Source organism: Caballeronia sp. LZ065, from assembly GCF_031450975.1.
In the GTDB taxonomy this organism is placed as follows: Bacteria; Pseudomonadota; Gammaproteobacteria; order Burkholderiales; family Burkholderiaceae; genus Caballeronia.
In genome coordinates this window covers 1,155,233-1,166,817 of record NZ_JARUXV010000003.1, presented here as the reverse complement: position 1 = coordinate 1,166,817, position 11,585 = coordinate 1,155,233, and the positions used below count along the sequence as shown (strand labels likewise).

The 11,585-nt window shown below is 62.8% G+C and carries 10 protein-coding genes and 1 pseudogene; 3 read left to right on the top strand and 8 right to left on the bottom strand.

Annotated elements, in window-relative coordinates:
- Window positions 1–6 precede the first annotated feature (6 nt).
- The 4 genes from QCE63_RS25310 to QCE63_RS25295 form a co-directional block, all read right to left on the bottom strand.
- Entirely contained in the window at window positions 7–675 is a 669-nt protein-coding gene (locus QCE63_RS25310; RefSeq protein ID WP_309836848.1) for an HAD family hydrolase, read from the bottom strand.
- Window positions 676–738: 63 nt separating this feature from the next.
- On the bottom strand, window positions 739–1,743 hold the full coding sequence (locus tag QCE63_RS25305; protein WP_309836846.1) for an FUSC family protein: 1,005 nt from the start codon (window positions 1,741–1,743) through the stop codon (window positions 739–741).
- 68 nt (window positions 1,744–1,811) lie between these two features.
- Entirely contained in the window at window positions 1,812–4,091 is a 2,280-nt protein-coding gene (locus QCE63_RS25300) for an FdhF/YdeP family oxidoreductase (RefSeq protein ID WP_309836844.1), read from the bottom strand.
- Window positions 4,092–4,228: 137 nt separating this feature from the next.
- Entirely contained in the window at window positions 4,229–4,651 is a 423-nt protein-coding gene (locus QCE63_RS25295; RefSeq protein ID WP_309836842.1) for a DUF3597 domain-containing protein, read from the bottom strand.
- Between the two features lie 171 nt (window positions 4,652–4,822).
- On the opposite strand from QCE63_RS25295, the gene QCE63_RS25290 reads away from it, so the two are divergent.
- Window positions 4,823–4,999 (top strand): DUF2934 domain-containing protein, encoded by a 177-nt coding sequence (locus QCE63_RS25290; RefSeq protein WP_309836841.1) that lies wholly within the window; start codon window positions 4,823–4,825, stop codon window positions 4,997–4,999.
- Between the two features lie 48 nt (window positions 5,000–5,047).
- On the opposite strand, the gene QCE63_RS25285 is transcribed toward QCE63_RS25290, so the two are convergent.
- Window positions 5,048–5,572: a hemerythrin domain-containing protein gene (locus QCE63_RS25285; protein ID WP_309837336.1), complete on the bottom strand. Its 525-nt coding sequence runs from the start codon at window positions 5,570–5,572 to the stop codon at window positions 5,048–5,050.
- A 202-nt stretch (window positions 5,573–5,774) separates the two neighbouring features.
- Here QCE63_RS25285 and QCE63_RS25280 point away from each other — a divergent pair, with 202 nt between their 5' ends.
- The gene (locus QCE63_RS25280) at window positions 5,775–6,107 is read left to right on the top strand and encodes a DUF2322 family protein (protein ID WP_309837334.1); all 333 of its coding nucleotides are present in this window, start codon (window positions 5,775–5,777) and stop codon (window positions 6,105–6,107) included.
- A gap of 54 nt (window positions 6,108–6,161) precedes the next feature.
- On the opposite strand, the gene QCE63_RS25275 is transcribed toward QCE63_RS25280, so the two are convergent.
- Both QCE63_RS25275 and kdgD read right to left on the bottom strand, forming a co-directional pair.
- Window positions 6,162–7,514 carry an MFS transporter gene (locus QCE63_RS25275; RefSeq protein ID WP_309836840.1) on the bottom strand — a complete coding sequence of 451 codons (1,353 nt, stop codon included), beginning with the start codon at window positions 7,512–7,514 and terminating at the stop codon, window positions 6,162–6,164.
- A 134-nt stretch (window positions 7,515–7,648) separates the two neighbouring features.
- Entirely contained in the window at window positions 7,649–8,566 is a 918-nt protein-coding gene (gene kdgD / locus QCE63_RS25270) for a 5-dehydro-4-deoxyglucarate dehydratase (RefSeq protein WP_309836838.1), read from the bottom strand.
- Between the two features lie 191 nt (window positions 8,567–8,757).
- On the opposite strand from kdgD, the gene garD reads away from it, so the two are divergent.
- The gene (garD, locus tag QCE63_RS25265) at window positions 8,758–10,350 is read left to right on the top strand and encodes a galactarate dehydratase (protein WP_309817495.1); all 1,593 of its coding nucleotides are present in this window, start codon (window positions 8,758–8,760) and stop codon (window positions 10,348–10,350) included.
- 55 nt (window positions 10,351–10,405) lie between these two features.
- Here the strand turns inward: garD and QCE63_RS25260 are convergent.
- Window positions 10,406–11,485 (bottom strand): annotated as a pseudogene (locus QCE63_RS25260) (acyltransferase family protein); the annotation flags it as partial.
- Between the last annotated feature and the right edge of the window lie 100 nt (window positions 11,486–11,585).

Sequence of the window (11,585 nt, the reverse complement as noted above, 5' to 3'; positions counted from 1 at the left end):
AATGGACTAGTCCATTGCCTTCAGCGGCGAGGCGTCGAATCTGGCCAGCAAGCCTGCAGGTCCAGTATAGATGTCGATGCAGCCCGCTTCTCTCAGCGATGCCTCGGAGAAGCCGCCCGCCAGCACGCCAATCGTGCGCACGCCCGTTCGCCCGGCAGCCTGGGCATCGTAAGGCGAGTCGCCGATGGCAATGGCTTCGTCGGCCTGTACGCCGAGTTTGCGCAATGCGGTCTGGAATACATCGGGATCAGGTTTTGAACTTTCCACGTCCTCGGACGACACGGCGACGTCGAACCGGTCCGCCACGCCGGCAATGTCAAGATACACCTGAAGCTCGTCCTTCTTCGCCGACGATCCCACGGCCAGCTTCGTGCCTTGGTCGCTGAGCCGCTGCAACAGTTCGGGCACCGCTGAGAACGGCCGCACGAGCGACAGATAATGGGCCTTGAAATGCTTGCCGCGCCACGCTTCGAGCGCCTTGCCATGATCGCGGATCTGGTCCTCGGAAAGAAACACTGGCAACAGCTTGTCGCCGCCCTTGCCGATCTGGCTGCGCGCCGCGTTGACGCCGACGTCGTGCCCGAAGTGCTTGAACGCCTCATGCCATGCGAGGGCGTGCAGGTCCACGGAATCGACCAGGGTTCCGTCTATGTCGAAGATGGCGGCGCGTAACATGATTCCTCCGTTCGGTGTCGATACTGACGCGAGCATGATGCATGCCGTCGTGCGCGTCTTACGCTAGGGATGAAAGCGCGTTTCGAGCACCCGCCCGATGTTCGCGAGATTCGACTCGATCTGCTCCAGTGCGAAAGTGAGTGTGGAGAGTCGCTGTACGCGCGGCGAATCCGGCGGGCACGTCGCAATGATGTGCGAGAAGCTCGCCTTGATTGCCGCGGAGGCCTCGTGGAGCGGCGTGAGAAAGTGCTCGGTCGGCGGTTGCGTGTGGTTGTCGCGCAGCCATCCCGCGAGCGCTTCCAGATAGGCGCCGGCGCAATCGCTGACGGTGCGGATGTGCCCGGCCGATGACTCCCGCTCGGACGCCGGCAACCCCTCCTGCACCTGTCCCGCGCGATCGAGCAGCACCAGTCCATGCCACAGCGTCTCGAAGGCATTGAGCGCGGCGTTGAGCGTGGGACCGGTGGCAAAGCGGGCGCGCACGCGCGTCTCCGAGCAGACCGCGCGGGCATCGACGAGATGGCGTAGAAAGCGTTCATGCAGCGCGTCCACGGTTTGCCGGTCTTCGGCCGGATGCAGGATCGGCAGCGTGGCGAGCAGGGCGCGGCAGTCGTCGAGCAGTTCGGCCATGATGTCGAACGCGCGCGAGCGGGCCAGTTGCGGCCACACGCTCACCGACACCGCAATGCCGATAGCCGACCCCAGCACAATGGCTAGCGCGCGCGAGAAGGCGCTGTCGATGCTCATCGACGGTTCCAGCGCCAGCGCCGCCGCCACGACGATGCTGTAGTTGGTGGTAGGAAAGAGCGTCGCGCCGAGGCAGGTGACGAGCGTGGCGAGCGCGAGGCGCGGCAGTGTTGCATCGGCGCCGGGGAAGAAGTGCAGCGCCGCGAGGCCGACCGCTGTCCCTGCTGCTGCGCCGATCATCTGGCCCACGCCATATTTCAGGCTGCGGTCGACATTCACTTGCAGCGTGAAGAGACTCGCAAAGACGCCCCACGTCAGGTTCGATGACGCGATGAACTGCATGCAGCCATAGGCCAGCCCGCTCGCGATGAGTGACTGCATGCACATGCGCAGCGCGTCGAAGCGGCCTATGCGCCGTCTGACCTTTGCTTTCACGCGGTCACGAGCCGTCAGACGATGCGCACCGGAATGGACTTCGCGCCCGGCACCTTGCTTTCCTTTGCGTAATGCCATAGCGGCAGCAGCACATTGCACTCCGGAAAATATCCGCCGATGCAGCCCTCCGGAATGTCATACGCCTTCACGGTCAGCCCGCCGAGCCTGCGGTCGAAGCCGTCGTTCGACAGCGTCTGCAAGGTGATTTCCTGACCTTCCCGCAACTGGCGCTTTGCCATGTCGGCCTGGCTCATCAGAATCACCATGCGCGTGTCCTTCACGCCCCTGAAGCGGTCGTCGAGGCTGTAGATGGTCGTGTTGAACTGGCTGTCGCTGCGCAGGGTCATCAGGCGCAGCGCATCAGGCGTGGTCTCCGGCATGTCCGGATCCTCGCCCAACGATTCAGGCACGAGAAAACCGGCCTTGCCGGACTTCGTCTTCCAGACGCGCTCACGCGCCGGCAACGGCCGATGGAAACCGCCTGGCTGCCACATGCGCGCATTGAAGTCATGGAAGATATCGGGATAAGTCGTGGCGATCTCGTTTCGCACGACAGCGTAATCGTCGCGCCACGCATCCCAGTCCACCGTCGAGCGCGCGCCGAGCGCCGCCTTCGCGATGCCCGCCACGATGAACGGCTCCGAGCGCGCGTCGTCGCTGGCGGGTTCGGTCACGCCGCGCGAGCCGTGCATGCAGCCGGTGCTGTCTTCCATCGAAACCGCTTGTTCGCCGCCGGCCTGCCGGTCGATTTCGATCCGGCTCAGGCACGGCAGAAGATACGCGTTTGCACCGTGCACGAGGTGACTGCGGTTGAGCTTGGTCGCCACGTTCACCGTGAGTTGCAGCTTGCCCCACGCGGGTTCGGTGCGGCTTCGGTCGGGCACCGAGCGCACGAGATTGCCGCCGAGATTGAGCACGGCGCTGACCTTGCCTTCGAGCATGGCTTCGAAGGCCTCCACCGTGTTCATGCCTTTGTCGCGCGGCGGCTCGAAGGAGAACTGCTTCGCCAGTTGATCCAGCGGCGCGAGTTCGGGCTTCTCCGTCACGCCCACGGTGCGCTGTCCCTGCACGTTCGAATGCCCGCGTATCGGCGAAGGCCCGGCGCCCGGCTTGCCGATGTTGCCGCGCAGAAGCAGCAGGTTGCACACCATGCGCACGTTCTGCACGCCCAGCCGATGCTGCGTCAATCCCATGCCGAAGTGCGCGAGCACCGCATTGGCATGCATGTATTCGTCGGCGGCTTCGAGCAGGGCGGTGCGCGGCAGGCCGCTCACGCGTTCGATCTCGCGCCATTCCGTGCGGCGCGCGCAGGCAGCGAAGTCGTCGAAGCCGGTCGTGTGCTGCTCGATGAACTCGACGTCGATCTTGCGCGGCCGGCCTTCGGTCAAGGCGCGGTCGTCGGCTTCGATGACGGCCTTGCAGATGCCGAGAATCGCGGCGGTGTCGCCACCGTTTTTCAGCTGATGGTATTGCGTGCTGATGCGCGTCTCGGCGGGCGTCAGCATCTGCACGGGCGACTGCGGATTCGCGAAGGAGACGAGACCCGGCTCGCGCAGTGGATTGAACGTGATGATCGGCACGCCGCGCTTGCGGGCGTCCTGGAGCTGATGCAGCATGCGCGGGCTGTTGGTGCCGACGTTCTGGCCGAAGAAAAACATCAGGTCGGTCTTCTCGAAGTCGTCGAGCACAATGGTGCCGACGCCCACGCCTATCGCTTCCGTCAGTCCCACGCTGGTGCTTTCGTGACACATGTTCGAACTGTCGGGCAGGTTGTTGCAGCCGTACATGCGCGCGAACAACTGGAACATATAAGCCGTTTCAAGCGATGCCCGCCCCGACGTGTAGAACACGACGCTGTGCGGATCGAACGTACGCATTTCCCGGCCGATTTCGTCGAACGCCTGTTCCCAACTGATTTCGATGTACTTGTCGGTGGCGTGGTCGTACTTCATCGGCGCGGTCAGCCGGCCGGCTTCCTCCAGGTCGTGATCGTGCCAGTCGAGCAGTTCCGTCACCGTGTGCTGCGCGAAGAAGTCAGGCGTGATCCGTTTCGAAGTGGTGTCCCAGGCCGTGGCCTTTGCGCCGCTCTCGCAGAATTCGAACGTGTGGGGATGGGCCGGCTTGGCCCAGGAACAACTGACGCAGGCGAAGCCTTCGGGCTTGTTCTGCTTGAGCAGAATGGGGCCGTCCTTGAGGGCGACCTTTTCTTGCGTCACGATACGGGTGACGGCTTTGAGCGAGCCCCATCCACCGGATGCGTAGGGATAGCTGGACGGTTTGTCGGCGAGTTTCATGTTGGGATCCGAAGCATGGAGCGGTTGATGCCAGTTGATGCCGGTCGATGCATTCCGCAGCAATGACCGTTCCATTCGTCGAACACGCGGCAGGGCGGCCGCGCGGACCACCACGCGCGTCGCCCGGGCTTCGATGCTTATTTCAGGTCGTCGGGCACCTTGCCGCCGTTCTCGGCCAGCTTCTGCATCACCTGCTTGTGCAGCCACATGTTCATGGCGGCGGAGTCTTCGGTGCTGCCGCTGTAGTGCAGTTCGGCGGCCAGTTCCTTGCGGGCGGCGAGACTGCTATCCAGGCCGAGCAGTTTCATCAGATCCACGATTGAGGTGCGCCAGTTGAGTTGCTCGCTGTGGCTCGATTGCATTTGCGTGAGCACGGCCTCAACGTCGACCGGTTGCTGCGGCTGCGCGGACTGCGCCGGTGCCGGTGTGGCAGGCGCAGCAGGAGCGCCTGCAGCACCGCTGGACGGGGGCGTAGCTGAACCGGGCTGCGTGGCTCCAGCAGTGCCAGCGGTGTCGTGATGACCAAAGATCTTGCCCATGATCGAAGAAAAAATGCTCATGACGCCTCCTGTTTGAACAGACGATTGGGGCCTTCATTCGAGCAAGCAACGTGCCGGATTCGCCTGCGCAATCGCGCTTGCCGGGGCACGGAGGTTGCTCGTGCGAGTGAGCATTCAGAACGCCCGGGCAAGCGCCAGGCGGACTCGTCATTGTGTTACTGGGAGACTGTCATGGAAGATCAGAAAGAGCAGGACCGGATTCGTCGCCGCGCCTATGAAATCTGGGAACGCGAAGGCAGTCCCGATGGCCGCGCCGAGGAATTCTGGCAGCAAGCAAAGACTTCTCTTGAAGCGGAAGACGCGCAGGGAACGGTTGTCGCGCCCGCGGTGTCTCCTTCCGGAAAGTAGCGGCGAGGCCGGTCCTCTTTCGAGAGGACCGGAACGCGCATCGCGGGATCAGTGCAGACGCATCGTATTGTCGCCCGCGTCCTTCGGGATCTTTGCTTCAAGCGCTTCCTTGCGCTTCATCATCTTGCCGCCGAGTTCTTCGAGATCGGCGCCGGACTTGCGCAAGTTCGGAAACAGTTCCGACTCCTCTTCCTCGATGTGGTGCTTCACCATCTCGCTCAACACCTTGAAGGTCGCGTCGAAGCCGGTCTGACCGGGCTTCAGCGTCGCGAACTTTTCGATCAGCACCTTCACCAGGAAGTGCTCCACATAAGCTTCCTCGACGTCAGGCCTCTCGTCTTCCGGCAGCGCCTTCTGGGCAGCCGGGTACAGCAGTTCTTCCTCGATCATTGCGTGAACCGTCAGTTCCTCGCACGCACGCCTGACCAGGGTGCCCTTTGCGTCCAGGTCGTTGTCGTCAGCCTTCTCGAATGCATCGAACAATTTCTGGACGGCGCGGTGATCCTCGGTGAGCAGCTTGGTCGCGTCGACGCTGCGCGCCGTCTTGACCGATGCAGCGGTGCCGGAACTCATTTGCGTATCGCGGGACATGGTGTTCTCCGTTATCGGTTGGGGGTTCCGGTGTCGAGCAAAGTGCGGACCCGATAGCGGGAGGCAAGAGCGTCCACCCGACGATCGGCTAAGATACTGCGCCTCAGCCTTTGACCCTTAACGTGGAGTGCCTGTCGTGATTCAACCCGTGATTCAACCCTTGATTCAACCCGTGATTCAACCCGTGATTCAACCGAGCAACGTATTCAAGGACAACCTTGCCCAACTGCCCGCCATCGATGGCATCGAGCGCCTCGATCTCGTGAACGGCGCGGGCAATGTGGTGGCAAGCATCGAGAACAAGCCGGGCAAGCAGGGTTCGCTCGCGGTGTATCACTACTTGCAGCAAGCGTTCGGCACGCTCGACGCCCGTGCCGCCGAGCACGCGCTCGCCGTGTTCGCCGAACACACCGCCGACGCGCGCAGCCGTCCCGGCGCGCATCCCAATGTGGACCGTCTGGTGGCGATTGTCGAAGGCGGCGAGGCGTTGCGCATCGACGTGATTCGCTCGGCCTGAAAAGACAAAAGCCCGTTCTGTCGCAAGCAGAACGGGCTTAAGGCCTGAGGAGACTCACATCTTCAGTTCGACGCGCCTGATGTCCTTCACGATCACGAGATAGCTGAACACGGTCACCAGCGCATTGACGCCGACGAACGCCAGCGCGCCGTTGAACGAGCCGGTTTCGGCGACGAGATAGCCGATCACGATGGGCGTCACAATCCCGGCGACGTTGCCGAACATGTTGAAGATCGATCCCGACAGCCCGATGGCTTCCTTCGGCGACGTATCGGCCACCACGGCCCAGCCGAGCGCGCCGATACCCTTGCCGAAGAACGCCAGCGACATCAGTCCGACCACGAGCCAGTCCGTATCCACGTAGTTGCAGCCGATGATGCACGACGACAGCAGCATGCCGCCGACGATCGGCAGCTTGCGCGCTACCGTCAACGACGTGCCGCGGCGCAGCAGCGCATCCGAGATGACGCCGCCGAGGACACCGCCCGCGAAGCCGCAGATGGCCGGCAGGGACGCGACGAAGCCCGCCTTCAGGATCGTCATGTGACGCGCCTGGACGAGATAGATCGGGAACCACGTCAGGAAGAAGTACGTCAGCACGTTGATGCAGTACTGCGCGAGATAGACGCCGAGCAGCATCCGGTTGGTCAGCAGTTGCTTGACGACTGGCCAGCCGATCTGCCCGGCGCGGGCGGAGCTGCCCGTCGATCTGCGCTGATGACCGCTCACGAGGCCGCCGCCTTCTTCGATGTAGTCGAGTTCCTGCCGGTTCACGCGCGGATGGTCCGCCGGATTCTTCATCACGGAGAGCCACGTCAGCGCCAGCAGCAAGCCGGCGATGCCCATCACGATATAGACGTGATGCCAGCCGAACGCATGCGTGAGCCAGGCCATCAACGGCGTGAACACGACGGCCGCGAAATACTGCGCCGAGTTGAAGATCGCCGATGCCGTGCCGAGTTCCTTCGTCGGGAACCAGCTGGCGACCACTTTCGCGTTGGCCGGGAAGGCGGGCGCTTCAGCCGCGCCCATCATGAAGCGCAGCGCGAACAGCGCCGTGACGGCGGTCGCCGCGCTGCCCAGCAAGCCGATCGAGCTTTGCAGCAGCGTGAACAGCGACCACAGGAAGATGCTCGCCGCATACACGCGCCGTGCGCCGAAGCGGTCGAGCAGCCAGCCGGCCGGCAGCTGCGACAGCACGTACGCCCAGCTGAAGGCCGAGAAGATATAGCCCATGCGGATGGCATCGAAGCCGAATTCGGCGCGCATCGCCGAGCCGGTGACCGAGAGGGTCGCGCGGTCGGCGTAGTTGAAGGTCGTGATCACGAAGATCAGCAACAGAATGAGATAGCGCGTCTTGCTGCGCTTCATGAGGTCCGCGGGATTCGCGGCGCGGCTCATCGACATGAACGTCCCCTTGCTTCGATTGGGCACTGCGCGGATTCAGGCGTGCCGATACACGGAGGGCCGCTCGCGCGGCCCTCGTCGGCGAAGCGACCGGCCATGCCGCGCCTCGCCTGTCTGCTCGTGGCGCCGTGGAATTACTGCGCGCCGAGCTTCTTGATGAGCGCGTCGAGCTGCTCCATTTCCTCGCCGGTGAGGTCCGTCAGCGGCGCGCGCACCGGGCCCGCGTCGTGGCCGACCAGCTTCGCGCCGGCCTTGACGATCGACACGGCATAGCCGGCCTTGCGATTGCGGATCTTCAGGTACGGCAGGAAGAATTCGTCGATCAGGCGGCCGGTGGTCGCGTGGTCGTCGGCGGTGATGGCGCGGTAGAACTCCATCGCCGTCTTCGGAATGAAGTTGAACACGGCCGACGAGTACACCGGCACGCCCAGCGCCTTGTATGCGGCTGCGTAGACTTCAGCCGTCGGCAGGCCACCGAGGTACGAGAAGCGCTCGCCCAGACGGCGGCGGATGGTGACCATGTTCTCGATCTCGCCGACGCCGTCCTTGAAGCCGATCAGGTTCGGGCAGCGCTCCGCCAGTTGCTCCAGCATGTCCGCGTTGAGCTTCGAGTTGGCGCGGTTGTAGATGATGACGCCCATGTTCGGCACGGCGCGGCACACTTCCTCGGCGTGCGCGCGGATGCCGTCCTGCGAGGCTTCCGTCAGATAGTGCGGCATCAGCAGGATGCCCTGCGCGCCTTGCTTCTCGGCTTCCTGCGCGAACGCGATGGCCGTGCGGGTCGGACCGCCCGCGCCCGCCAGAATGGGCACCTTGCCGCGGCACACTTCGGTGGCCGTCTTCACGATCTGCGAGTATTCAGGTTGGGTCAGCGAGAAGAACTCGCCCGTGCCGCCCGCGACGAACAGCGCGGACGCACCGTACGGAGCCAGCCATTCGAGGCGCTCTGCGTAGGTGTCGGCGCGGAAGTTGCCTTGTTGGTCGAAGTCGGTGACGGGGAAGGAGAGCAGGCCTTCGGAAACGATGTGCTTCAGTTCTTGCGGAGTGGTCATGAAAATGTCCGTTGAGCAGCGACCGGCGGTTGCCGAGCTTATAAGTCATCGTACAACACGGGTCGACGCCTCACAACGGATTTATCGCAATGGAATCAATTGATAGGGTAAATACTTAGCCGTGCAAGGCGGCTATGTTGTAGGATGACATAACTCTAAGCGGCCTGTTGCGTGCCGAAGGAATCGTCAGAATGAATCAGTCCCCTCTCTATATACGTGTGCATCCGGACGACAACGTCGCGATCGTCGTGAACGACGGCGGCTTGGGCGAAGGCGCCACGTTCGCCGATGGCCTCGTGCTGCGCGAGCGCGTGCCGCAGGGGCACAAGCTGTCGCTGAAAGACCTGGCGGAAGGCGATGCGGTGATCCGCTACAACGTGGTGATCGGCTACGCGACGCGGTTTTTGCCGAAGGGAAGCTGGGTGAACGAGCACGTCACGCGCATGCCGACGCCACCCGAACTGCACGACTTGCCCATCGCCACCATCAAGGCGCCGGACGAGTCGCCGCTCGAAGGCTTCACCTTTGAGGGTTATCGCAATGCGGACGGGTCGGTTGGCACGCGCAACATTCTCGCCATCACCACCACCGTGCAGTGCGTGGCCGACGTCGTGCAGCACGCGGTGACGCGCATCAAGGCGGAACTGCTGCCGAAATACCCAAACGTCGACGATGTCGTCAGCCTCGGTCACACGTATGGGTGCGGCGTGGCTATCGATGCGCCGGACGCCATGGTGCCGATCCGCACGGTGCGCAATATCGCGCTGAACCCGAACTTCGGCGGCGAAGTGATGATGGTGAGCCTGGGCTGCGAGAAGCTGCAGCCGGAGCGGCTGATGCCGGCGGGCACGATTCCCATCGCGGCGGCTGCGGCGCAGACGGAAGACGTGGCCGATATCGGCGACAACACGCTCGACGGCAACGGCGGCACGGTCGTGTTGCAGGACGAGGAGCATGTGGGCTTCCAGTCGATGATCGACTCGATCATGCGCATGGCGGAAACGCATCTGAAGCGGCTGGACAACCGGCGTCGCGAGACGTGTCCGGCGGCGGATCTTGTCGTTGGCGTGCAGTGCGGCGGCAGCGATGCGTTTTCCGGGCTGACGGCGAATCCGGCGGTAGGTTTCGCGACCGATCTGCTGGTGCGCGCCGGCGCAACGGTGATGTTCTCGGAAGTCACCGAAGTGCGCGATGGCGTCGCGCAGTTGACGGCGCGTGCGGCAAACGGAGAGGTGGCGCAGGCGATCATCCGCGAGATGCAGTGGTACGACGATTATCTGAAGCGCGGCGGGGCGGACCGGAGCGCGAATACGACGCCGGGGAACAAGAAGGGTGGGTTGTCGAACATCGTCGAGAAGGCGATGGGGTCCATCGTGAAGTCGGGCAGTTCGACGATCTCCGGCGTGTTGTCGCCGGGAGAGAAGGTGAAGCAGAAGGGGCTTATCTATGCAGCTACGCCTGCTAGTGATTTTATTTGCGGGACTTTGCAGCTGGCTTCAGGGATCAACTTGCATGTCTTCACGACGGGACGCGGCACGCCGTACAGCCTCGCTGAAGTGCCGGTGCTGAAGGTCGCGACGCGCTCGGATCTGGCGCGCCGCTGGCATGATCTGATGGACGTGAACGCGGGCACCATCGCGACCGGCGAGGCGACGATCGCGGATGTGGGCTGGGAACTGTTCCGGCTGATGCTCGATGTCGCCAGCGGGAAGAAGCAGACCAAGGCCGAGGCGCTCAAGTTGCATAACGCCCTGGTGTTGTTCAATCCGGCGCCGGTGACCTGATTCTCCGTGGGCGCTTCTTTATTCAGGACTGGATTCTCCGTGGGCGCTTCTTTATTCAGGACTGGACTGCGACCGCGCTCGCCGGGCGCGGTTGCAATCTGCTTTCGAGCCTGCGGATCGCATTGCGCGCCGGTACCTCCAGATATCGAAACGCCAGGTAGCTCGCGCTGATCAGGCTGCCGAACAACGCGGCGATGGTGATCAGCAGCGCAAGCGTGTGCGGCATGTGATGCCGTTCGAGAATCAGCGGTCCGAGCCGATAGATCCGCAAGAACTGCGAGTGGAGCAAGTACATTGCATACGAGATCTCGCCGAGAAAAAATACCGGAGCAGAACCCAGGAATTTGCTGACGGGCGCTCTTCTGGAAGTCGCGGCAATGACGATGACGAAAGGCGTCGCGAGAACCACGATCACATCGGTTCCCGGCGTCAGCAGGCAGGCGAGCAACGCGATCACGATGAACACCGATACCCGCTTGCCGGAGCACGCCTTCGCAATGCGTGGATCTTTCGCGGCGACATAGACCGCCATGCCGATACCGAATTCACACAGGCAACGCAGCAGCGGGAAGATGGTCGCTTCGTTGGCGATGTCGAGCGGTCCGTTCTGAGCGCCCTGATGCAGCGACACGCATGACATCAGCGCAATGCCGGCGATGAACAGAGTCACCGTGGCAATGCGCAGCCATCGCTGTCGCAATACCAAGAGCGTGAACGCGGGGAAGAGGAGATAGGCCGCGAACTCCGTGCTGATCGACCATGCCGGCGAATTGATGGAGTCATAGAATCCCCATCCGTGAATCATCAGCAAGTTGAAGACGAAGTTTGCGTACCCGCCTGACCAGGAATGACTGAAGCCGGCGAGATTGAGCGCGGCGACGGCCAGTAGCGTGACGACGTAGAGCGGATACACGCGCGCCAGGCGCCGGATCAGGAAAATCGCATAGCCTCGTCCAAGCAAGCGCGTTCTGAACATGCGCTCATACGTCAACGACATGACGAAGCCGCTGAGCATGAAAAAAACATCGACGGCCAGATAACCGTGATGCACGAGAGTGTTCAGCGAAGTTGGAAGTGGCGCGAGCAGCAACATGTGATGCACAACCACCCATAAGGCAGCAACGCCGCGAAGTCCTGTTAAGGAAGCTCTGCAGAATGCGGTTTCAAAACGCTGCGCACCATGTAGGCGTTAGGCAGATTGTTCTTGCTCAGCAGCGTCTGTCAACGACAGAGGT